The sequence below is a fragment of the Corynebacterium simulans genome, assembly GCF_001586215.1.
Classification (GTDB): domain Bacteria; phylum Actinomycetota; class Actinomycetes; order Mycobacteriales; family Mycobacteriaceae; genus Corynebacterium; species Corynebacterium simulans.
The window spans coordinates 438,065-459,809 of sequence record NZ_CP014634.1; the positions used below are offsets into that span (position 1 = coordinate 438,065).

Sequence of the window (21,745 nt, forward strand, 5' to 3'; positions counted from 1 at the left end):
AGGCAAGATGGTGGGGTGAGTTCTCATTCGCCTTCCTCATCATCCACGCCGCCATCCGGTCACCACTCGGATCCGGACCACGCTGGGCTCGGCGATCGTTTTGACGAGTCTGTTGATGCCGCAGCGCTTGACGACGTCTCCCCTCACCCACCCGGAGACCAAGTCGACCGTTCCGTTGTAGTCGGCGAGGTAATTAAGTCTGCTTCCCTATGGGCACTGCGCCTGTTCGTCATGTGCCTTTTCCTTTATGCACTCTTCCGCATCGCAGGCAACCTCTGGCGCGGCATCCTGCCTATCCTGTTGGCTCTCATCATCTGCACAGTTTTGGCTCCGATCACGCGATGGCTGCGCCGCCACCATGTGCCAAGTTCGCTAGCAGCGGCGTTGACGATCTTGGTTTCCTTCAGCGCACTGGGCGCGCTGTTTCTTTTCATCGCGCCGAATTTCGTGCGGCAATCCCAAACGCTTTATTTGCAAACAGCCAACGGCATTCAGGCACTGCGCCTATGGGTCCAGCAGCCGCCGCTGAATCTCAATGAGGATCAGATCGGCACCTACATCGATGAGATCGCCGCCTGGGCACAAAAGCAGGCCGGCACCATTGCGGGGTCCGTGTTCAACGGTATTGGGCAGGCAACCAACATCATCGTGACCTTGATGGTGGTTTTGGTCTTGACCTTCTTCTTCCTGAAAGACGGTCACCGCTTCCTGCCATGGCTGCGTGAAGCCACGGGCCGGCGCACCGGTTGGCATTTGACGGAACTGCTCACCCGAGGCTGGAACACACTGGGCGGTTTCGTGCGTGCCCAGGCGCTCGTATCGCTAGTCGACGCCATCTTCATCGGCATTGGCTTGGCCATCATCGGGGTCCCGCTGGCACTAACGCTGGCCATCATCACCTTCGTTGCGGGCTTTATTCCCTTTGTTGGCGCTATCGTCGCCGGCGCGCTTTCGGTGACCATCGCCTTAGTCTCCTTGGGAATCACCAAAGCACTGTTGGTCTTGGCGCTCGTGCTCTTGGTCCAGCAGCTTGAGGGCAACGTGCTCTCCCCCTGGTTGCAATCCAAGGCGATGAACCTGCACCCCGTCGTTGTACTGACTTCCGTTACTGTGGGCTCTGCTCTCTTTAACCTCGTAGGTGCGTTCTTGGCTGTGCCAGCGGCCGCAATGTTCGCTGTGGCGTATCGCTACTTCCAGGACATGATGATGCTGCAGTCTGGCGAGAAAACCGCAGAGGATATGCATTTTGCCACGGTGGCAGGCTTCCTCATTGGCCGCTATACCCAAGAGCAGGGCGATCATAAGCGGGAGGCCTGGTTGGAGATGCCGGACCACGCCGCCCCGGAGGCCGCTCCTACCGATGTTGCTAATCACGGCAATAGTCCGCACCTCGACGCTGCGGTCGATATGGATGCCAGCCCTACTGGTGCGGGCGAGGGAGAAGCGCCTGCTTCCCGCGGCACGCAGATGCGCGTTGTTCGAGGTGGCGTACAAAAAGCTATGTCGCGCGTCGAACATCTGTTGCATCCACGACGCGAAGATTAGGCCAAGACAAACAGCAATGTCCGGAGCACGTGCTTAGGTGGTGGCTATGTCTACCACCTTGCCCGTGCTTTTGTTATTTCTAGGTCTTTTCATCGGCGCCATTTTGGGCTGGCTGCTGCGCGAATACCGCAGCAATTCCGCGCGCCCCAGCGATGAGCATCGCGCGCTACAGGAATCGCAACGCCGGCAAGCGGAGCTTGCGCCTTTAGAGAAAGCTATGGACCGCTTGGGATTCAAACTGCAGGAATTAGAGGAAGACCGCGCCACTGCCCTAGCAGCATTATCGAGCCAAGTCCAGGCTGTTACCCGGACTTCATCCAGGCTGACAGATCGCACTGACAAGCTCGTGGGCGCTCTGCGTTCCCCCAACGTCCGCGGCCGCTGGGGCGAGATGCAACTAGAACGCGTCGTGGAAATCGGCGGCATGACCAAACACGTGGATTTCGATTCCCAAGTAACAGCAACACTCAACGGAAAATCCGTACGCCCCGACCTCGTAGTGCATCTAGCAGGTGGGCGCAACATCGCTGTCGATGCCAAGGTGCCGTTTTCTTCTTATTTGGACGCAATGGACACCGAAGATCCAGAGGAGCACGCAGGTTACCTCCGCCGGCATGCACACCTGTTACGCAACCATGTTCAAGCACTCTCCCATCGCGATTACATTGAGGCCTTCTCTCCCACTCCTGAGTTCGTAGTGCTCTTCGTCCCGGCGGATCCGTTCCTAGACGCCGCATTGAGCATCGATCCTGAGCTGCTCGAGTTCGCTTTCGGGCGCAACATCGTCATCGCCACGCCAAGCACACTCTTCGCGCTCCTGCGCACCGTGGCACTGGGATGGCGGCACGAAGACATTTCCGAGAAGGCACGCGAGGTGCAACGTCTTGGCCGCGAGCTCTATGCGCGGCTAGGCACTCTCAACGAGCACTATGAGAAAGTCGGCCGCAGCCTTGAAAAAGCTGTCGAAGCATTCAACTCCAGTCTCGGCTCCTTGGATTTACGCGTGGGGGTTACTGCACGCAGGCTCTACGAGCTAGAGATCCCAGCACGCACCGATAAAAAGCCAGTCTCCCCGCGCCCCATCGAGGCAGAACCGCGGCACCTACGCTTTGGGGAATAGCTGCATTTACCTCCTTCACGGAAATAAATTTCGCCACATTCGGGCGAAGATAAAACGATAACCCCAGCCAACGCTGTAGAATCTTCCGGCGTGTCACTTGCCAAAAATCGAAACCACCGAGCCGCGCGTGAAACCTCCGCCGCTGCGCATGAGCTGCCGCTAGCCAAGGGTCTCCTTGGCCTAGTAGCCACGTTCGTCGTAGCCGCACTGATCACGATTGCCGTGGGTTCGATTGGTTGGCCATTCTTCATCATCTCCGCGGCCGGTGCGCTGGCAGTCACCTACTTCGCCCGCCTGCGCAGCTTGTACCTCCTGGTTGTCAGCATTCCAGTTGTGTTTACGGTCGCTATTGTGTTGACCTCCTGGGCGCTGACTATTCAAGCCGCGCCAAAAGGTGCATCGCCGTTTTCGACCACGTCCCTGCTATCCGCAGCGTTCCCTTTCATCGAGCGTTTCCCCTGGTTGCTCATCATATTTTTATTGTGCGCTACCCTTGCCGTGGTCCGTCTATGGCGACACAAGAACGTGGCTCGAACCCGCGACGCCAAGGCACAGGTTGCCCGTCGCGCGGAGCAAGAAACCAATGAGCGCACTACCAACGAGCGTCTTTCCGTTGCCGAGCTTATAGCTCGTGACCGCCGTGATACAGAAGGCTCGGGTGAAGCACTTCCCCAGAGTTCGCAGCGCCGCCGTACCCGTGCCCGCGAGTTGGACCGCGAGGTTCGTCGCCGCCGCCAGGCAGAAGAACGCGAGCAGCAAGCCCGAGAGCGCGTGGAAAAGAGCCGCTCAAGCAGTGAGGAGCTCAAGCGCGCACACGAAGAGCGCGTGGCTCAAGCACGCTCCTACCGCGAGGCACGTGAGGCCCGCGAGCGGGGTACCACAGCTAGCTCCGCGGAGTACGACGATTCCGACTTCGCACCGCGCCGCCCCGACCCCGCACGCCGTGCTGGCGATGCAGGTGAATCCCGCGAAACCGAAACCACCAAGCCTAAGGCGTCCAAGGCAAAGCCAAAGTCCTCGTTCTTGGAAGACAATCTCTACGACGAAGACTAGTTCACCGCGCAAACCAGCTCGAATATTAGCTATCAATAAAACACCCAGGGCAGCCATTTACTGCTCTGAGTGCTTTTCTTTTGCTGTGGCTTAGGAGGGCACCCTTAAGCCTTTGGGGCCTGCGACGTGCGCGCCGGACGCAGCTCTCGTGGCAGGGAGAACTGGATAGTCTCGGTGGAAGTGGTAACTTGCTCAACGTTGCTGTAACCACGCTCGTCGAGGAATTCGAGCACCTCGCGCACGAGCAGCTCAGGTACAGAAGCGCCACAGGTAACGCCGACGGTCTCGACGCCTTCGAGCCACGCCTCATCGATCTCACGGGCGAAGTCGACGAGGTGGGAAGCCTTGGCCCCTGCCTCTAGCGCCACCTCAACTAGGCGCACGGAGTTCGAGGAATTCTTCGAGCCCACCACAATCATCAAATCGCATTTCGGAGCAATATTCTTCACCGACTCCTGGCGGTTCTGGGTGGCGTAGCAGATGTCGTCTGAAGGCGGATTCTCGAGGTGCGGGAAGCGCTCGCGCAGCTTATTCACAATAGTGATGGTCTCATCCACCGAGAGGGTGGTCTGGGATAGCCAGATGAGCTTTTCATCTTGCAGGGACTCAGGCAGCTTGTCGACGCCCTCGATGCCATCCACCAAGTGCGTGACCTCAGGAGCCTCGCCGGCGGTGCCTTCGACCTCTTCGTGACCTTCGTGGCCCACCAACAAGATGTGGTAGCCATCTCGCTGGAAACGGCGCGCCTCGTTATGCACCTTGGTCACCAGCGGGCAAGTTGCATCAAGGGTCAGCTGCTTGCGGCCTTCAGCCTCCTCACGCACCGCCGGGGCGATACCGTGTGCGGAGAAGACAAGGTGCGCGCCCTCGGGCGCTTCGGATGCTTCCTCGACGAAGATGACGCCGCGCTCAGCTAGCGATTCCACGACGTAGCGGTTGTGGACAATCTGCTTGCGCACATAAATCGGTGCGCCGTACTTTTCAAGTGCCTTCTCCACGGTCTCAACTGCGCGATCGACACCGGCACAATAACCGCGCGGTGCTGCCAGGAGAACATTCTTGCCAGTCTCAGTCATGCGTTCCAGCGTATCTAAAACTGCTTTGAAACAGTAGATTGGGTCGCTTTGCAAAGGCAATAGGTGGCCTATTTCTGACGTGGACAGCAATGTGACTTCGCTCGAACTTTCCCTGGCCCGCTGACCTTTAAATTTGCCCAAGCTGGCTGCCCCCGAAGACCACATGTCCGGGCTGGACAATAGACTTAAGTGGCAATCCACTGCTGCATAGAAAGGCTGCTTTGTGAATCAACCAGCAAACTCTGCGGAGACGCCCTGGCCCGTAGGCCGGGTCAATGACCAGGTCAAGGGTTGGATCGAGCGTCTCGGGTTCTTGTGGGTCGAAGGCCAATTAACCCAGATCAACGTCAAGCGCTCATGGAGACTTTCCTACCTCACTTTGCGCGACGTCGAGCAGGAAAAGTCCGTGCAGCTAACGTGCCCAACTGACATGGTCTTGAAAATGCCCACGCCATTAAAAGACGGCGATCGCGTGGTGGTCTACGGCAAGCCCGCCTTTTATGCCGGCCGCGGTTCCTTTTCATTGTGGACCACTGAGATTCGCCACGTCGGCGTCGGTGATTTGCTAGCACGCATTGAGATGCTGCGCCAACAGCTTGCTGCTGAAGGGCTCTTCGATCCTTCGCGCAAGTTGGCGCTGCCCTACCTACCTAACAAGGTAGGGCTTATCACCGGCCGCGGCTCTGCTGCTGAACGTGACGTGTTAGCCGTGGCAAAGGACCGCTGGCCGGCAGTGCAATTCCGCGTCATTAATACCGCGGTGCAGGGAGCGAACACCGTTCCAGAGGTTATCAACGCGTTGGAAACCCTCGATGAGGATCCAGAAGTAGACGTCATCATCATCGCCCGTGGCGGCGGTTCTGTCGAAGACCTTCTTCCTTTCTCCGAAGAGGCTCTACAGCGCGCAGTTGCCAGCGCACGCACTCCGGTGGTCTCTGCTATTGGCCATGAGCCAGACAATCCAGTGCTCGACAATATTGCAGACCTCCGCGCCGCCACTCCTACTGACGCCGCCAAACGAGTAGTGCCATCGGTTGCTGAGGAATACGCATTGGTGGATGAAGCGCGTTCCCGCATGGCAGCAGCACTGCGTGGTTGGGTCGAAAGGGAAAGGCGCGGGCTGGAAAATATTCGTTCACGCCCCGTGCTTGCGGATCCAATGACGCCGATCAACGCACGCCGTGATGAGCTTGAGCGCTCCCGCGCGTTGATGAAGCGCGAGATCACTTACTTGCTCGAGCGAGAAAAGAACAAGGTCACTGCCCTGCGCGCACAGGTCTCGGCTCTCGGCCCGTCGGCCACCTTGGAACGCGGCTATGCCATCGTCCAAGTCGTGCCGCGTGATGGTTCGGGCCCAGAGGTTGTGACTTCCTACAAGCAATCACCACCCGGCTCGCAATTGCGTATCCGCGTCGGTGATGGCTCGATTACCGCAGCGGCAATGGCTGCCAAACCGGCTGACTAACAAACTTCAGTAATCATTCAGCGCTAAAGCGCTTAAGAAGATATAGACCCGAAGCCAAAGACTTAACTAAAGGAGCAGACATGAACGAGACAATCGGTACCGGTACTCCCGGCCAGGACGCATTCCCGCCAGTAGAGGAACTTACCTACGAGCAGGCTCGCGATGAGCTCATTGAAACCGTCAAGATTCTTGAGCTCGGCCAGATGGGCCTCGACGAGTCTCTGAAGTACTGGGAGCGCGGTGAAGCGCTGGCAAAGGCCTGTGAGGCCCACCTTGACGGCGCTGCGCGTCGTGTCGAAAAGGCACTAGATAGTGCCGATAACTCTGAAGATGCCACAGACGCAGAAAGCGCATCATCCAACGAAGGAGAGTACTAATGCAGATTTACGGCTACCCAGGTGAGCGCGTGGACTTCGTATCAAAGTCCGGTTCTGCCGGTTCCCTGCTCTTTGGAGATCCACGCCATCTTGCAGAGGAGTTTTTCGGCACGCCGCATACGGCAAGCACGGATGAAATCTCCTATTACTCTGGCTCCATCGTGCTGTGCTTTAAAGAAGGCCGTCTCCGCGAGGTAAAAATCTACCCGCAGAACTCCAAGCGCGAACGAGTCGACGTCTACGTTGCTAAGCAGCGCCTGAGCGGCCTAGACGAAGAAACCCTCGCCCAAACGGTAGAAACCGCGGGCGAGGGTGTCCAGGTCGAGTTTGCAGACGGCCTTTACTCAGCCACCTTCAGCTAAGGCTGCTGCGAGGTCGGTGCTGAAGCACCGTCCTCCTGCGCACCAGCTTCGGCTGCCCCGTCCTCATTCACGTGCAGAACCGGTGCCTTGGCGAATGCCTCGATGGTGGTCTCGTAATCCGCTTCAGAGGCGGAGCCGGACAATACCAGGCGGGAGTCACCTAAATCCGTGATCCATAGTGGACGAACATTAGCGTCGTCGCTTTCTAGGATCTTGACCTTCTTGCCAGCAACCTCACGCTCGGATTCGTTGGCACGGTAGTTGGAGTCATAGCCTTTCTCCGCCTCTTCAATAGAGACTTGGGTCTGCGTAGACTCCACATAGCCTTCATCAGCAGTCAGCCAGCTCACCACGGAGGCGTTCTCCCCCGCCACAGCGGAGCGACGCGCGGCAGTAGGCGCCCAGCCTTCGGGCATCTGTGGGTTACGGATTACTGCCTCCGTAGCGCGTGCTTCCATCTCTAGGAACGTCGTGGCATCGACATCCTGGACAGGCCCCTTCTTTGTCTCCGGGTTCACGCTACACAAGCCGGTAGCTCCTACAACAAGGAGCATGGCGATGACGGTCACGCCGAGAGACAAAATAATGTCCCGGGCGCCCTCAAAAATCTTGGGTTTCTCTTCTGCTGCCACGCGACCAGTATTCCACGTACCCAAGCGCACAACGAAAAGCTGGGGCGAACTCAAATTCTTGTGCTGCGAATTTTCTACTTCACTGCCCCCGGGATCGGGCAAAGCCCTCAATCGGGGGCACCAACCTGCCTAAAAATCCATTCAAAAGTGCAAGAATAGGAAACAGTGCCCTGGAAGGTTCCAGCGGCGAGACAGAAAGAGAATGGAAGGCAGCCTAAACACATGTCCGAAAACACTTCTTACATGCCAGATCGCAACCTCGCTATGGAGCTGGTTCGCGTCACTGAGGCCGCAGCTTTGGCCTCCGGCCGCTGGGTAGGCCGTGGCAAGAAGAATGAGGGCGATGGCGCAGCTGTGGATGCAATGCGCAAGCTCATCAACTCCGTCGCAATGAACGGCGTTGTGGTCATCGGCGAGGGCGAAAAGGACGAAGCCCCGATGCTGTTCAACGGCGAAGAAGTGGGCACCGGCGAGGGCGCTGCAATGGACATCGCAGTTGACCCGGTCGACGGCACCCGCCTGATGGCAGAGGGCCGTCCGAACGCTATTTCCGTCATCGCTGCCGCAGAGCGTGGCACCATGTATGACCCGTCCGCCGTCTTCTACATGAACAAGATTGCTGTCGGCCCAGCTGGCGTCGGCGCAATCGACATCAACCAGTCCGTTGAGTGGAACATCAACTCCGTTGCTAAGAAGCTCGGCATCAAGGCTGCCGACCTCACCGTCGTTGTACTGGACCGCCCGCGCCACCAGGACCTTATCGATCAGATCCGCGCTGCCGGCGCAAAGGTTCGTCTCATCATGGACGGCGACGTCGCAGGCGCAATCGCTACTTGCCAAGATTCCAACTCCATCGACATGATGATGGGCGTCGGCGGCACCCCTGAGGGCATCATCACCGCTTGCGCTATGAAGTGCATGGGCGGCGAAATCCAAGGCAAGCTATGGCCGAAGGATGAGGAAGAAGCCGAAAAGGCTCGCCAGGCTGGCCACGACTTGAACCGCGTTCTGAGCACCGACGATCTAGTTTCCTCCGATAACTGCTACTTCGCTGCTACCGGCGTTACCAACGGTGACATGCTGCGCGGTGTTTCCTACCGTGCAAACGGCGCCACTACCCGTTCCCTGGTTATGCGCTCCAAGTCCGGCACCATCCGCTACATCGATTCCGTACACAAGCTGGCCAAGCTGCAGGAGTACTCCGTTATTGATTACTCCAACGCAGCGGATGCCTAAAGGGTATTAAGCCCCGCTTTTGCATTTGGTGCACGCCCTTTTCAGCACGGACGTGCACCTTGCACATTCGCACGCTTTTTAGTCCATACTGGTTTTAGTGAGGCGTGACTTCCAGCACCATTATGGTGCCGGTTGATACAAATCTTATTATTGCGTTTACTGCCGGAAGGGACACGTTAGTCCGACTCCCTCCCGGCACAATCGCTAAATGAACATCTTTATTCAACACATAATTTTGAGGTGGATTTCATGACTGAGTACCGCATTGAACACGACACCATGGGTGAAGTGAAGGTTCCTGTTGATGCTCTGTGGCGCGCACAGACCCAGCGTGCTGTAGAAAACTTCCCGATTTCCGGCCGCGGGCTTGAGGCCGCTCAGATTCGCGCTTTGGGCCTGCTGAAGGCAGCTTGCGCACAGGTCAACAAGGATTCCGGCACACTCGATGCGGACAAGGCTGACGCAATCATCGCTGCAGCGAAGGAAATCGCTGAGGGCAAGCACGACGCTGCTTTCCCAATCGATGTCTTCCAGACCGGCTCCGGCACCTCCTCCAACATGAACACCAACGAGGTCATTGCCTCCATCGCCCACAACAACGGCGTAGAGATTCACCCCAATGACCACGTAAACATGGGCCAGTCCTCCAACGACACCTTCCCTACCGCAACCCACGTTGCGGCTACCGAGGCAGCTGTCAACGACCTCATCCCAGGGCTGAAGGTGCTACACGAGTCCCTGAGCGCCAAGGCCAAGGAATTCGCGGACGTCGTTAAGCCCGGCCGCACCCACCTGATGGACGCAACCCCGATCACCCTGGGCCAGGAGTTCGGTGGCTACGCACGCCAGATCGAGCTCGGTATCGAGCGCATCGAAGCCACCCTGCCACGCCTGGGCGAGCTGGCTATCGGCGGCACCGCAACCGGCACCGGCCTGAACACCTCCGCTGACTTCGGCGCAAAGGTCACCGAAGAGCTCAAGCAGCTCACCGGCGTTGAGCAGCTCAAGGAAGCAGAGAACCACTTCGAAGCTCAGGCGGCGCGCGACGGACTCGTTGAGTTCTCCGGCGCAATGCGCACCGTTGCGGTATCTCTGAACAAGATTGCCAACGATATCCGCATGATGGGCTCCGGCCCACTGACCGGCCTGGCAGAAATCCACCTGAAGGATCTGCAGCCAGGTTCCTCCATCATGCCGGGCAAGGTTAACCCGGTTCTGTGCGAGGCAGCCACCATGGTTTCCGCCCAGGTCATCGGCAACGACGCTGCCGTTGCATTCGGCGGCGCCAACGGCCACTTCGAGCTGAACGTGTTCATCCCGGTCATGGCACGCAATGTCCTTGAGTCCGCTCGCCTGCTGGCTAACGTCTCCCGCGTCTTCGCTGAGAAGTGCGTCGACGGCATCGAGGCTAACGAGGAGCGTATGAAGAAGTTCGCTGAGTCCTCTACCTCCATCGTTACCCCGCTGAACTCCAAGATCGGCTACGAGAATGCAGCGAAGGCTGCTAAGCACGCACTGCACGAGAAGATCACCGTCCGCGAGGCCGTCATTGACCTGGGCTTCGTCGACGGCGAGAACCTCACCGAGGAAGAGCTGGACGAGCGCCTCGACGTCTTGTCCATGACCAACCGCGAGCGTGATAGCTTCTAAGTTTTCCACCTAACGGTACTTTCAAGCAGTACTTTTTAGCCTCCCACTGCCTTGCCGCTCGGGTACCCACCCAAGTGCATGACAGCGGGAGGCTTTTTGCTACCCCAAAAGCATTTGTGACCAAGCGCACTGAAAGCGCGCCAGGGACTCAAAAATCACGAAGTTTGCACTTGGTGCAAACTTGCACCGGGTGTAATGTTACACAGCGTGCAAGAAGAAATGTCACTACGCGAGCAGAAGCGACTCAAGACGCGACTGCGTATCGAAGACGCCGCCACTTCCCTGGTGGACAAGCGAGGCTTCGCCGCAGTCACCATTGAGGAGATCTGCGAAAAAGCGGGGATTTCAAGGCGCACATTCTTTAACTACTTCGATTCCAAAGACTCCGCAGTCTTGGGCGCCCCTAGCGCACTATTTTCCCAAGACCAACGAGCATATTTCCTTGATACTCCAACGGAAAACCTGCTGCGTTTGACCGTGGAACTTGTCATTTCTCATTTGGACGGGCACCACGCTGACAAGGCAATTGCAGCAAGGCGGCGCCGCATAGCAAGCGACCCAGATGCTGCCGCGGCGTCGTTTAGCCGCAAACGCGCCAAGTCAACCGAGATTGCAGAACTCATCACGCTTCGCCTCAAGCAAGAACCGCAGCTACAGCTCATGCCAGAAGTTGCGCCAGAGACAGAAGCATTACTCATCGGAGCCACCGTTAGAGAAGCGCTTTGGATTGCCACCGCTTCCCCCGAAATCAGCTGCGAACAACCATTTGAGCAAAAGTTCAATGATGCACTCGCACTCCTTATCACTTTCACGAAAGGACTGAAATGGTAGATACCGCCAAGTTGCCGACTAACAACGTCGGCGAGGCGCAGCCAGCACAAGCTGGCGGAAACGAAAAGAAAGAAAACAACGTAGCTCTCGTTTTCTCCGCCCTCGTTCTCACCATGTTGATGAGCTCCTTGGGCCAAATGATTTTCTCTTCGGCCCTGCCCACTATTGTGGGCGAGCTCGGCGGCGTCGACCACATGAGCTGGGTTATCTCCGCTTTCTTGGTCACCATGACCATCGCTATGCCAATCTCTGGCAAGCTGGGCGACATGATGGGCCGCAAGTGGCTCTATATCGGCGGCATCGCAGTCTTCGTCGTCGGCTCTGCCATCGGTGGCTTCGCAAATGACATGAACTGGCTCATTTTGGGCCGCGCTGTCCAGGGCTTCGGCGCTGGCTTCATGATGATTTCCTCCCAGTCCATCATCGCGGAGGTCACCACTGCTCGTGAGCGCGGCAAGTTCATGGGCATCATGGGCGGCGTCTTTGGCCTTTCTTCCGTTCTGGGCCCAGTCCTCGGCGGCTGGTTCACCGACGGCCCGGGCTGGCGCTGGGGTCTGTGGATGAATATTCCACTTGGTCTGCTCGCCATTACCGTGTGCACCATCGTGCTGCACCTGCGCGTTGGCGATACTGACCTGCGTAAGTTCGACGCTCTTGGCGCTACTTTCATCGCTATCACCACCGCTTCCCTCATCCTCATGACTACTTGGGGCGGCACGCAGTACGAGTGGTCTGACCCAATCATCATTGGCTTGGGCATCACCGTTGTCGTCGGCGCTATTATCACCGTGATCGTCGAGTCGAAGGCCAAGGAGCCGCTGATTCCGGTTCACCTTTTTAAGAACCGCAACATGGTTCTGACCACCGCAGCCGGTACTGTCCTCGGTCTGGCAATGTTCGGTGTGCTTGGCTACATGCCAACCTACCTGCAGATGGTTCATACGTTGACCCCAACCAAGGCGGGCCTCATGATGATTCCGATGATGGTAGGCCTCATCGGCACCTCGACTGCCGTTGGCTTCATCATCGCCCGCACGGGCCACTACAAGATTTACCCAATCATCGGCCTTATCATCACCGCCGGTGCTTTGTTCTGGATGTCCAAGCTGACCGTGGATACGCCCCTGGTTCAGCTCGGTGCTGAGTTCTTCGTCTTCGGCGTGGGCCTGGGTTTTGTGCAGCAGGTTCTGGTTCTCATCGTGCAAAACTCCTTCCCTATCGCGCTGGTCGGTACCGCAACGGCTGCCAACAACTTCTTCCGCCAGATTGGTTCCGCAGTTGGTGCTTCCCTCGTTGGATCCCTGTTCATCCACAACATGAAGGATGAGATGGCAGCCAACATGCCAGCTGCAATCAAGGCCATGGGCCCTGAGGGCGCGCAGTACGCTGAGCAGTTCGCTTCCGCAACGGGCGGTTCTTCCCGCCTGACCCCGAACATGGTTGCGCACCTTCCGGATGCAATTCAGTCCGTCATCCTCAACGCCTACAACGATGGCCTGACTCCGGTCATCTTGCTCATGGTTCCTATGGCCATCGTTGCCCTTCTTTTGGTTCTTCCCATCACGGAAGAGCACCTTAAGGAAGAGATCTCTTAAATATCACTCACCAGACAAAGAATCGAAGGCTACTAGCGAGGAGCGCTGTGAGCTCCAGTCCCGCATTGCGCTAAACGACGCCACCCTAGAAAACAACCTTGGCTATCCCCCCGGGCTTGCTCAAGGAAGTCTTGGCTCTAAATGCTAGCCTGGTCGACGTATGGCACACTCGCGACTATCTGGTCGCACTCGCTGAGAAAGAAGGAATTGAAATTCCAGCTTTTATCTGCCCTTTTTACTCTATCCCTCAGGGGTTCCATCATCAATGATACCGGTGGCAACACCCTGCATAGAAAATTCCCGGTCTGAAATAGGAAGCGATTTCAGACCGGGAGTTCTCTTATATCTTCAGCAATTGCGCCAACCTCAACGCCGCGACATTGACGAGGTCATGAGGACAATAATGCGCGGTACATTCCCCGCCGCCGAGTTTTCTAGCTCTATTGCCTAGCTAAAAGTCCTAATTATTGTTGCCTCGCTCCCGCTCATCTGGCTTCGGAAGCAGCAGCTCGTAGACGTCGGTGTCGCGCCACTGACCGGCCATCTCGCCGTAGGTCATCTTCGCCATGTGGGAGTAGGTACCGACCTTGACGAAGCCGCGAGACTTATGTAGGCCTGCGGAACCCTGGTTTTCTGGGAAGATCCACGCGTGGATTGCCCACTTGTGGAGGTCCTTGCAGGTTTCGATGAGCTTATCGAGCAGGGCACCGGCGATGCCACGGCCTTGAGCCTCCGCGCTGATGTAGATGGAATCTTCCACCACACCATGGAAGACTGAGCGGGAGGAAATCTGCGCTGCAGAAACCCAGCCCAATACCTTGGAATCATCGTCTTCCTCAACCGCAACGAAGACCGAGGACATGATCTTTGCACGGGTAAACTGCTCCAGTGTCAAAGAACGCGTTTCATACGTAGCGTGACCGGTGTTTAGGCCCTCTTCATAAATTGCCCGCATCTGGGGATAGTCGGCCGTAACAAAAGGTCGAATCTTAAAGTTCTTCGCGGGTTTGTTTTCTGCCATGTGATTCATTATTACAAGACAACTACCTGTACGGCTATATAAACCGGAAAAAGTTAGCTAGCCGCGATCAAGGAAGACGGTTTAACCTTAAGCCTCGCTTTCGAGTAAGTCCGTGACAAGCTCGGCGATTGCAGAACGCTCTGAGCGCTGGAGGGTCACGTGTGCAAATAGCTCATGCCCTTTGAGTTTTTCAATGACAGCCTGCACACCGTCATGGCGGCCCACGCGCAGATTGTCACGCTGGGCGACGTCGTGCGTCAACACCACGCGCGAGCCCTTGCCCAAGCGAGACAGGACGGTGAGCAATACGTTGCGCTCAAGTGACTGCGCTTCATCGACGATGACGAAAGAATCATGCAAGCTCCGACCACGGATGTGGGTCAGCGGCAGAACCTCAAGGAGGCCGCGGTCATGGACTTCCTCCATGACGTTGTCAGAGACAAGCCCTTCGAGGGTATCGAAGACGGCCTGGGCCCACGGATTCATCTTCTCGGACTCGCTACCTGGAAGGTAGCCCAGCGTCTGCCCGCCCACTGCATACATGGGGCGGAAAACCACGATGCGGCGGTGCTCACCGCGCTCTAGGACTGCTTCAAGGCCGGCGCACAGCGCCAGCGCAGACTTACCAGTGCCGGCACGGCCGCCCAGGGACATGATGCCCACGGAGGGATCTGACAAAAGGTCAAGTGCCACGCGCTGCTCCGCGGAGCGGCCCTGCAGTCCAAACGCGTTGACGTCACCGCGTACGAGCTGGATGGTGCCCTCCGCCGTCATGCGGCCAAGCGCGGACTGTCCTGCCGCGTCCAGCTTGATGCCGCAGTGAACTGGAAGCTCTTCGATAGCAGTGCCATCTTCAGTCAGTGCGCCGTCTACCATGACTTCCCCATCACGGTAGAGGGCATCGATGACTTCAGCAGAAGTATGAACCACAGCCATGCCGGTATAACCGGTAAGAACTACGTCCTGCGCGTGGTACTCGTCGGCTTGCAAGCCAACTGCACCAGCCTTGACGCGCAGTGGGACATCCTTTGTCACAAGCACGGTGTCTTTGCCCTCGTGCGCCAGATTGAGTGCGCAAGCGAGAATGCGGTGGTCCCCTTCGGTCCCTCGGAAGGAAGATGGCAGCAAAGACTGATCCTGATGATTGAGCTCAACGCGTAAGGTTCCGCCTTCAACGTTGACCGGAACCGCCTGGTCTAGACCGTCGTATGCACCACGCAGGTCCTCCAAAAAGCGAAGAGCTTGGCGGGCGAACCAGCCAAGCTCAGGGTGATGACGTTTTCCTTCCAATTCGGAGATGACGACGATGGGAAGGATGACCTCGTGCTCTGCGAACTTGCGCAGGGCCCATGGGTCAGAAAGGAGGACGGAGGTATCAATAACGTAGGTCTTGGTGGCCACTGCACTGGGGCTCATAGGCTCGGTCAGAACAGAAGGATTGGTCATGATTGCGGGGTTCTCCCTTTAGATCGTGTTGCTTGATCGCTTCCCAAGCTAAGCGCCAAAGGTTGAAATTACATGGGTGAAAGATGAACATTGCGAAAACGCAAGGTTCATACCAGCCAAAAGCTCGTGAATTGTTACTGCGACCATGAGGACCAACAGTGATCACACAACAGTGATCACAAAAGCCGGCTAGGTAGAAACCTAGCCGACTTTATTAAATTAGCGAGATTTACTCAACGGTAGCCTCGTACTGGCCGGACTCACCCTTCATCCACTTGATGGTGCCGTTGGTGAACTCCTGAACCCAGCCGTTACCTTCAGCCTGCTCTGGAGCGGTAGGCAGGCCAACCTTGTTTTCCAGGCCGCCCTCGCCCTTCCAAGTCTCAGCGATCTTGCCGATGATTGGCTGTGCGCCGGACTCCTCGTTGAAGGCAATCAGCTTGTCCTCAGCGAAGGTAGCCAGGGAACCATTCTCGGAGTTTTCTACATCCTGAACGTCGCCCCACTCAGCAGACTTTTCGTCGATTGCGGAAGCCAGAGCGGCCGGAACCTCAACCTCGCCAGCCGGGGTGTTGATCTTCTTCATCTCACCGGAAGCTGCGCCGTCCTTGGAATCATCGGAGCTCATCTTGTCGGAAGCATCAGCGGCAGTATCGCCGGCCTTGTCCTTGGCATCGTTGGCAGCGTCGCCAGCCTTGTCGGTAGCCTCGCCAGCCTTATCCTTGGCGTCATTAGCTGCTTCACCGGCCTTGTCGGTTGCCTGGCTTGCTGCGTCCTTTGCGGCATCGCCAGCGTTGTTTGCTGCATCCTCAGCGTCAGAGCAAGCAACAACTGCCAGGGACAGGGAAGCTGCGGTCAGGCCAGCGGCGAAACGACGGGAAATCTTATTCATGATTAATAATCCTTTTCTAAATATGTGAATTTCTTCTGCCTTGCGGCAACTCAATTAACGCTATAGACAGATCACCCACAGCAGCCACCCAGTTTTCAACAATTTAGGCGAAAAATGTCGTTATTTGCGTCGTTTTCCCCGCTGAGAGAATTTCTTACTTTTTGGTAACGGATTGGTTTTTCGGCCTTGAGCAGCCCGCTTGTTACCGGACCGTGACCTAGAACTTGTCGTTTTCTGGCCACTTTGCTGACCTTTTCCTTGGCCACCTTGGCCCTTGGCCGCGGCTTCCCGGCGCGCTTGCTTCGCTTTAGATTTCTCGCGGGCGCTAAGCTTCACGGCAGTACCGCGGGAGGAGTTTTTGGTTCGTCCTTTAGCTACCCCGACAAATGCTTGGATGTCCTCGCCATCGCGGTCCTTACGCCAGACCAAAGCAATGGCAGTGCGCGCCACTGTCGGATCGTTGAACGCCAAAGGCACTACTTGCTTTTTACTGAGCACCTTCAGCAATGGGCGCGGGGCAATGACAATACCCACGTTGGCGCCCACCACCTGAAGACCTGTACGCACTGCTTCGACGTCGACCTGGGCGTCGTCGCCAATGCGGTAGTTCAGATGCTCCTCAGAAACATCGGAGGGCTCAATCTCTTCGCCTACTTCTGCATAAACAGAATCCTTGGGAACGGCAATTCCCGGGGCTTCTTCATATAGACGCACTAGATGGAAGGAATCGTCGATGCGCGGATCCGCGCCCTCTGCGGGGATTCGGGCCAAGGCAAGGTCGGCTTCGCCTTCTAGCAAAGTTGCAAGAGCATCATCAGCGTCTAAAGTGACTAGCTCCCCATAATCCGGGTTGGAGCGGTATCGTTCAAACCATTTTCCTGGTTCGGTGCCCGTGGCAAAAACTAGTCGCAGCATGCAGCCAATAGTACTGTCTTGCTTGCTCAGTACTAGTTCCTGCACTTTATAGGCAGTGACACCTACCCTGCCGTGCTGCTACCGTAGGGAGAGTGAATGAGATGAATAAACAGCCTTCTGGCACCGCGATGCGTGCGCAAACCGCAGCGAAGAAGCTCGGCATCTACTTGCCCGCTACCCCGGAGGAATTCCAGAACTCCGCTGTCAGCCATACAGAGCTACGCGAGCTGCAAGACAACCCACCACAGTGGTTGGTCGACCTGCGCCTGAACGGCCCACACCCACGCCCCGTCGTGGCACAGAAGCTCGGTATCTCCGTTACTTCTCTAAAGAAGAACGAATTTGACCGCCCGATGACCACTCCAGAGATCAAGGAACTCTTGGTAGAAATGCCGGAGTGGCTGGCTGCTGCGCGCAAGGCACATGCCGAAAACCGTGACGGCAATGGGCAGCCTGCCTCTGAAGACTCTCCTGCTAACGAGTCTTAAATCTTAAAGGCCCTAGCGTCAACGCAGAACCAAGGGCTGAGAAAATCTAGGAATAGTCTTCTGCCAGTGGCACGGCGGACTGCCACAACTGTTCGTTGAGCTCCGCAGCGCTTTGACATTGTTTGCCCAATGCTGGGTGCTCTGCTCCGGCAAGCGTTTTACCACCGATGAGCCACTTCGTTACCGGCGTCCAACCATGCAGTGCGCTGGCACACCAGGCTGGCAGCTGAGGAGCTTCCTCCACGGTAAGTTCCGCTCGGCGCGGTTTAACAATAAGCCCCGCCTCGACGGTGGCGCGCACCGTGGTCGAGAGCAAAACAGAACCATGTGGGCCTATCACGAGACCCTTCTCATCTTTGAACACGATTGCCGCATTTGCGGCCTCATGGACAACCCCACTGGCCGAAAACAAAACCGCATCATCCGCACCATGGTCGCGGGCCTGTTGTCTTAGCTTCGCGAGCTTAGGCAAATCCGGGCCTTTAAGCAATGGATGCTCCCGCGGATCCACAGTCTCTGGAACCCACAACGTCGAGTGGGTGCGCAGCGTCGGGGCTAGACGCCATTCCACAGCATTTTCTGTAATTCGCGGAAACCATTGCCCCTCCCGCGGGATTTCGCCGAGTACTGGATAGCCATCGCCGAAGCGTTTGCGGTGGAGGTCCGGGCGGATAGCGCGCCCTTCACGGACCAGAAAAGAATCCACCAGGCGGAAATCAACGTGATTCATCTAAGGTCTCCGAGCTTTCAGCATGTGGTTCCTTCCGCGCGTGAAGATCGCTTGGAGCCATGCCCAATTGATTAAACAGCGGACGCGCTTTGACCATGGTTTCTTCCCACTCCGCGGAAGGCTCGCTTACAGCCAGCACTGCCCCGCCCACACCGTAATAAGCGCCGCGTTCGTTGCTGACCACTGAGCGAATCACCATGGAAAAATCCGCCGTACCGGTCGGCGAAAGGTAGCCAAAGGCGCCAGAGTAGACGCCGCGCCAGGTGTCCTCGATCTCATCAATTATCTGCATCGTGCGTTCTTTAGGCGCGCCGGTCATGGAACCGCCGGGAAACGCGGCCTCAATCGCATCTATGGGGCTAGACTGCTGCTTCAGTCGCCCGGTTACCTCACACATGAGTTGATGCACCGTGGAATAAGAGTGCACCTGAAAACCATGGGGCACCCGCACATCGTCGCAGGCGCGGGCTATGTCGTGGCGGACCATGTCCACCACCATGAGCAGTTCCGACGTGGTCTTTTCGCCCCGGAGACTACGCGCATTCGCCGCATCTATTTCTGGGTCCGTATCGCGCGGGCTCGTTCCTTTAATTGGCGTCGAGGAAACGTTTCGCCATGCGTCAATGCTTAAGAATTGCTCCGGCGACGTCGATAGCAGCGCGTTGCCGGCAAACCCCAGGAAGCCGGTGCGCTTGCTCGGATTAGCCGCGCGCAGTTGGAGGAAGGTCTCCAAGGGATTTGGCACAGGCTCCAACTCAATGCGATTGGTCAGACACACCTCATAAGACTCGCCGCGCACCATATAGTCCTGAGCGGCAGCGATACGTTCTAGATATTCTTGCTCGCCGTGAACCAGCCGGCCAGGACTTTGCCACGGAGCTTGCGGTGCCGAATCCATGGCAAGCTTAAGCTGCCACTTACTGTCGTCGGCGAAGCTTAAGAGATAAGTTCTGCGCTGTTCATGGTCCACCACTATCGCCCGGTCGCAGAAAATAAACTCTGCGTCTGGCCCCGGTGACCTATGCCTTTGGAACTGAGCAAAGCGCTGCTTTTCGACGCCGACTTCATAGCCAAGGTAGCCCACCCACCCTAAGGCGAAGTCGCAACCAGGAATCGGAGCGCCAACGCGCGCGGGGAGAACGTGGCGTTCATACTCGCGTTTAGCCACTTCGAAGAATTCCTGGCCCGGCTGGCAGCTATAGCTGAGATGCCGGGACCTGTGACCAGAGTCATCGCCAAGAATGCTAAAGCGGCCAAAGTCGAGCCAAAAGGCATTTCCGGTCAGCGCACGAGCTGCATCTTCGAGTGAGACTTCTATATCCACAGTGCGTACGCAGAAATACTGCTGTGCGTAATAGCGTCTGGCGAGGCCGAGGAAATTCTCGATGAGCTGCGGGCCAGAGTCAGTAAGCAGTGACTCCGGGTGGAATTGCACGCCCCACTGGGGTTTTGTGCGGTGCGCGATGGCCATTGTGAGCGTCGTGCCAAAAGTGTCGGCGCAGGTGGCGGTCACATCGAAGCATTCGGGAACACGGTGGGCCACCAGCGAGTGGTAACGCACCACACGATGTGGGCTGGCAAGGCCTTCGAAGAGCCCAGAGCCATCGTGGTCTACTTCAGTAACAATACCGTGTGCCGGGGCGGAAGCCAGGCCCACTTCCCCACCTTCAAGGTGCACCATAGCTTGCATGCCAAGGCACACGCCGAGGATTGGGCCGGTGAATTCACGCAGCACATTGGCACTAATTCCCAAGTCGGCCGGATTGGCCGGGCTACCAGGCCCGGGCGAGATGATAGCGGCGTCGTAAAGCGCCAGATCAATGCGAGCCCACGGGATGTCATTCGGGACAACCGTGGGCTCACACCCGGTTACCCGCCGAACGTAGTCCACGAGGTTGAAGGTAAAAGAATCGTGGTTATCTACGATCAGCAGGTTCATAACCGGAATTTTATAGGCAGCAGATGCGCGGGGTAGCGCTTGGCTGTCTTAAACCATCTTCCAATCCTCAAGACCGTCGTAGAGCGGGTACTGCTCAGCGATCTTGGAAACGCGACCGCGCAGGGACTCAACATCAGCGTTCTTGCCCTGTGCGAGTGCGGTACCGATGATGTCAGCGACCTCTTCGAAGGCTGCTGCATCGAGGCCACGGGTGGCCAGCGCAGGGGTTCCGATACGCAGGCCGGAGGTGACCATCGGTGGGCGTGGATCGTTTGGCACAGCGTTGCGGTTGACGGTGATGCCAACCTCGTGCAGCAGATCCTCAGCCTGCTGGCCATCGAGCTCAGAGTTGCGCAGGTCTGCCAGAACCAGGTGGACATCGGTGCCGCCGGTCAGCACGTCAACGCCGGCTGCCTTGGCATCGGATGCGGTCAGGCGCTCAGCAAGGATGCGTGCGCCCTCGAGGGTGCGCTCCTGACGGTTCTTGAACTCCTCCGAAGCTGCAATCTTCAAAGCGATTGCCTTTGCAGCGATGACGTGCATCAGAGGGCCGCCCTGCTGACCTGGGAAGACGCTGGAGTTGAGCTTCTTAGCGTAGTCCTGCTTCGCCAGGATGAGGCCGGAGCGTGGGCCGCCCAGGGTCTTGTGAACCGTGGTGGAAACGACGTCAGCGTGCGGTACCGGAGAGGGATGCAGACCAGCAGCAACCAGACCTGCAAAGTGAGCCATATCGACCCACAGCTTTGCGCCGACCTCATCCGCGATGGAGCGGAAAGCAGCGAAGTCGAGAGTACGTGGGTACGCGGACCAACCGGCGATGATGACCTTCGGCTGCTCCTTGATAGCCTGCTCACGCAGCTTATCCATGTCGATACGCATGGTCTCTGGGTCGACCTCGTAAGCTGCGACGTCGTAAAGCTTGCCGGAGAAGTTCAGCTTCATGCCGTGGGTGAGGTGGCCGCCGTGCGCCAGGGACAGGCCCAGAATTTTATCGCCCGGCTCGGCGAGGCTGGACAGTACCGCAGCGTTAGCCTGAGCGCCGGAGTGTGGCTGCACGTTGGCGAAGTCAGCACCGAAGAGGCTCTTGGCACGCTCACGTGCCAGATCTTCGATGACATCAACGTGCTCGCAACCACCGTAGTAACGGCGACCCGGGTAGCCCTCTGCGTACTTGTTGGTCAGAACGGAGCCCTGTGCCTGCAGAACGGCACGCGGAACAAAGTTCTCAGAGGCGATCATCTCGAGAGTCTCGCGCTGGCGGGCGATTTCGCCGTTGATGGCGTTAAAAACGTCCGGATCCAGCTCGCGCATCTCCTGATAGCGCACGTCTGCGGAATTATTGGCAGTCATGGAAGCGTTGATTCCCTTCTCG

General features: G+C 57.4%; 20 protein-coding genes. 11 read left to right on the forward strand and 9 right to left on the reverse strand.

The genetic code is table 11. The features are described from left to right. The first annotated feature begins 15 nt into the window (after positions 1 to 15). The 3 genes from WM42_RS02035 to WM42_RS02045 all read left to right on the forward strand — a co-directional run bounded on the left by WM42_RS02035 (position 16) and on the right by WM42_RS02045 (position 3,718). A complete protein-coding gene (locus WM42_RS02035) occupies positions 16 to 1,545 on the forward strand; it encodes an AI-2E family transporter (protein WP_062035505.1) in 1,530 nt (509 codons plus the stop codon). Positions 1,546 to 1,591: 46 nt separating this feature from the next. Beyond that, positions 1,592 to 2,665, forward strand: a complete 1,074-nt coding sequence (locus WM42_RS02040; protein ID WP_062035506.1) for a DNA recombination protein RmuC — start codon at positions 1,592 to 1,594, stop codon at positions 2,663 to 2,665. 90 nt (positions 2,666 to 2,755) lie between these two features. Then, entirely contained in the window at positions 2,756 to 3,718 is a 963-nt protein-coding gene (locus WM42_RS02045; protein WP_062035507.1) for a DUF6542 domain-containing protein, read from the forward strand. Positions 3,719 to 3,822: 104 nt separating this feature from the next. Here the strand turns inward: WM42_RS02045 and WM42_RS02050 are convergent, their stop codons facing one another. Next, a complete protein-coding gene (locus tag WM42_RS02050; protein WP_062035508.1) occupies positions 3,823 to 4,794 on the reverse strand; it encodes a 4-hydroxy-3-methylbut-2-enyl diphosphate reductase in 972 nt (323 codons plus the stop codon). A gap of 223 nt (positions 4,795 to 5,017) precedes the next feature. Here WM42_RS02050 and xseA point away from each other — a divergent pair, with 223 nt between their 5' ends. From xseA to WM42_RS02065, 3 genes are all read left to right on the forward strand, one after another. After that, positions 5,018 to 6,259, forward strand: a complete 1,242-nt coding sequence (gene xseA, locus WM42_RS02055; RefSeq protein WP_062035509.1) for an exodeoxyribonuclease VII large subunit — start codon at positions 5,018 to 5,020, stop codon at positions 6,257 to 6,259. An 80-nt stretch (positions 6,260 to 6,339) separates the two neighbouring features. Then, positions 6,340 to 6,636 (forward strand): exodeoxyribonuclease VII small subunit, encoded by a 297-nt coding sequence (locus WM42_RS02060; protein WP_062035510.1) that lies wholly within the window; start codon positions 6,340 to 6,342, stop codon positions 6,634 to 6,636. Then, entirely contained in the window at positions 6,636 to 6,998 is a 363-nt protein-coding gene (locus WM42_RS02065; RefSeq protein WP_061921631.1) for a hypothetical protein, read from the forward strand. The genes WM42_RS02060 and WM42_RS02065 overlap by 1 nt, the downstream gene beginning before the upstream one ends. On the opposite strand, the gene WM42_RS02070 is transcribed toward WM42_RS02065, so the two are convergent. After that, complete coding sequence (locus WM42_RS02070) at positions 6,995 to 7,630, reverse strand: DUF4245 domain-containing protein (RefSeq protein WP_062035511.1); 636 nt, start codon at positions 7,628 to 7,630, stop codon at positions 6,995 to 6,997. The genes WM42_RS02065 and WM42_RS02070 overlap by 4 nt on opposite strands. Before the next feature lie 222 nt (positions 7,631 to 7,852). On the opposite strand from WM42_RS02070, the gene glpX reads away from it, so the two are divergent. The 4 genes from glpX (at position 7,853) to WM42_RS02090 (ending at position 12,942) form a co-directional block, all read left to right on the forward strand. Further along, positions 7,853 to 8,866, forward strand: coding sequence for a class II fructose-bisphosphatase (gene glpX / locus WM42_RS02075; protein ID WP_062035512.1), 1,014 nt, complete (start codon positions 7,853 to 7,855; stop codon positions 8,864 to 8,866). A 249-nt stretch (positions 8,867 to 9,115) separates the two neighbouring features. Further along, positions 9,116 to 10,516 carry a class II fumarate hydratase gene (locus tag WM42_RS02080; protein ID WP_062035513.1) on the forward strand — a complete coding sequence of 467 codons (1,401 nt, stop codon included), beginning with the start codon at positions 9,116 to 9,118 and terminating at the stop codon, positions 10,514 to 10,516. A 207-nt stretch (positions 10,517 to 10,723) separates the two neighbouring features. Next, positions 10,724 to 11,347: a TetR family transcriptional regulator gene (locus tag WM42_RS02085; protein ID WP_062039043.1), complete on the forward strand. Its 624-nt coding sequence runs from the start codon at positions 10,724 to 10,726 to the stop codon at positions 11,345 to 11,347. Continuing rightward, the gene (locus tag WM42_RS02090; RefSeq protein ID WP_062035514.1) at positions 11,341 to 12,942 is read left to right on the forward strand and encodes an MDR family MFS transporter; all 1,602 of its coding nucleotides are present in this window, start codon (positions 11,341 to 11,343) and stop codon (positions 12,940 to 12,942) included. Before WM42_RS02085 ends, WM42_RS02090 begins: the two co-directional genes overlap by 7 nt. 460 nt (positions 12,943 to 13,402) lie before the next feature. Here the strand turns inward: WM42_RS02090 and WM42_RS02095 are convergent, their stop codons facing one another. From WM42_RS02095 to WM42_RS02110, 4 genes are all read right to left on the reverse strand, one after another. Continuing rightward, positions 13,403 to 13,963 (reverse strand): GNAT family N-acetyltransferase, encoded by a 561-nt coding sequence (locus WM42_RS02095; RefSeq protein ID WP_201057400.1) that lies wholly within the window; start codon positions 13,961 to 13,963, stop codon positions 13,403 to 13,405. An 87-nt stretch (positions 13,964 to 14,050) separates the two neighbouring features. Next, positions 14,051 to 15,409 (reverse strand): RNA 5'-3' helicase PhoH2, encoded by a 1,359-nt coding sequence (phoH2, locus tag WM42_RS02100; protein WP_062035516.1) that lies wholly within the window; start codon positions 15,407 to 15,409, stop codon positions 14,051 to 14,053. A 229-nt stretch (positions 15,410 to 15,638) separates the two neighbouring features. Beyond that, positions 15,639 to 16,301: an LGFP repeat-containing protein gene (locus WM42_RS02105; protein WP_062035517.1), complete on the reverse strand. Its 663-nt coding sequence runs from the start codon at positions 16,299 to 16,301 to the stop codon at positions 15,639 to 15,641. A 120-nt stretch (positions 16,302 to 16,421) separates the two neighbouring features. Further along, positions 16,422 to 17,216, reverse strand: a complete 795-nt coding sequence (locus tag WM42_RS02110) for a LysR family transcriptional regulator substrate-binding protein (protein WP_062035518.1) — start codon at positions 17,214 to 17,216, stop codon at positions 16,422 to 16,424. A 101-nt stretch (positions 17,217 to 17,317) separates the two neighbouring features. On the opposite strand from WM42_RS02110, the gene WM42_RS02115 reads away from it, so the two are divergent. Next, positions 17,318 to 17,704: a DUF5997 family protein gene (locus WM42_RS02115; RefSeq protein WP_235591292.1), complete on the forward strand. Its 387-nt coding sequence runs from the start codon at positions 17,318 to 17,320 to the stop codon at positions 17,702 to 17,704. Between the two features lie 46 nt (positions 17,705 to 17,750). Here WM42_RS02115 and WM42_RS02120 read toward each other — a convergent pair whose 3' ends face one another. The 3 genes from WM42_RS02120 to glyA are packed head-to-tail and all read right to left on the reverse strand — an operon-like array spanning position 17,751 to position 21,723. Next, complete coding sequence (locus WM42_RS02120) at positions 17,751 to 18,434, reverse strand: aminotransferase class IV (protein WP_062035520.1); 684 nt, start codon at positions 18,432 to 18,434, stop codon at positions 17,751 to 17,753. Beyond that, positions 18,421 to 20,373 (reverse strand): chorismate-binding protein, encoded by a 1,953-nt coding sequence (locus tag WM42_RS02125; protein ID WP_062035521.1) that lies wholly within the window; start codon positions 20,371 to 20,373, stop codon positions 18,421 to 18,423. The genes WM42_RS02120 and WM42_RS02125 overlap by 14 nt, the downstream gene beginning before the upstream one ends. 48 nt (positions 20,374 to 20,421) lie before the next feature. Then, positions 20,422 to 21,723 carry a serine hydroxymethyltransferase gene (gene glyA / locus WM42_RS02130; RefSeq protein ID WP_061921596.1) on the reverse strand — a complete coding sequence of 434 codons (1,302 nt, stop codon included), beginning with the start codon at positions 21,721 to 21,723 and terminating at the stop codon, positions 20,422 to 20,424. Between the last annotated feature and the right edge of the window lie 22 nt (positions 21,724 to 21,745).

What these genes read in the sequence shown, in the direction of transcription:
- WM42_RS02040 (WP_062035506.1), top strand. Translation starts at nt 1,592, where the DNA reads ATGTCTACCACCTTGCCCGTGCTTTTGTTATTTCTAGGTCTTTTCATC.
- WM42_RS02050 (WP_062035508.1), bottom strand. Translation starts at nt 4,794, where the DNA reads ATGACTGAGACTGGCAAGAATGTTCTCCTGGCAGCACCGCGCGGTTAT.
- WM42_RS02060 (WP_062035510.1), top strand. Translation starts at nt 6,340, where the DNA reads ATGAACGAGACAATCGGTACCGGTACTCCCGGCCAGGACGCATTCCCG.
- WM42_RS02065 (WP_061921631.1), top strand. Translation starts at nt 6,636, where the DNA reads ATGCAGATTTACGGCTACCCAGGTGAGCGCGTGGACTTCGTATCAAAG.
- glpX (WP_062035512.1), top strand. Translation starts at nt 7,853, where the DNA reads ATGTCCGAAAACACTTCTTACATGCCAGATCGCAACCTCGCTATGGAG.
- WM42_RS02080 (WP_062035513.1), top strand. Translation starts at nt 9,116, where the DNA reads ATGACTGAGTACCGCATTGAACACGACACCATGGGTGAAGTGAAGGTT.
- WM42_RS02090 (WP_062035514.1), top strand. Translation starts at nt 11,341, where the DNA reads ATGGTAGATACCGCCAAGTTGCCGACTAACAACGTCGGCGAGGCGCAG.
- WM42_RS02095 (WP_201057400.1), bottom strand. Translation starts at nt 13,963, where the DNA reads ATGGCAGAAAACAAACCCGCGAAGAACTTTAAGATTCGACCTTTTGTT.
- phoH2 (WP_062035516.1), bottom strand. Translation starts at nt 15,409, where the DNA reads ATGACCAATCCTTCTGTTCTGACCGAGCCTATGAGCCCCAGTGCAGTG.
- WM42_RS02105 (WP_062035517.1), bottom strand. Translation starts at nt 16,301, where the DNA reads ATGAATAAGATTTCCCGTCGTTTCGCCGCTGGCCTGACCGCAGCTTCC.
- WM42_RS02110 (WP_062035518.1), bottom strand. Translation starts at nt 17,216, where the DNA reads ATGCTGCGACTAGTTTTTGCCACGGGCACCGAACCAGGAAAATGGTTT.
- WM42_RS02115 (WP_235591292.1), top strand. Translation starts at nt 17,318, where the DNA reads ATGAATAAACAGCCTTCTGGCACCGCGATGCGTGCGCAAACCGCAGCG.
- WM42_RS02120 (WP_062035520.1), bottom strand. Translation starts at nt 18,434, where the DNA reads ATGAATCACGTTGATTTCCGCCTGGTGGATTCTTTTCTGGTCCGTGAA.
- WM42_RS02125 (WP_062035521.1), bottom strand. Translation starts at nt 20,373, where the DNA reads ATGAACCTGCTGATCGTAGATAACCACGATTCTTTTACCTTCAACCTC.
- glyA (WP_061921596.1), bottom strand. Translation starts at nt 21,723, where the DNA reads ATGACTGCCAATAATTCCGCAGACGTGCGCTATCAGGAGATGCGCGAG.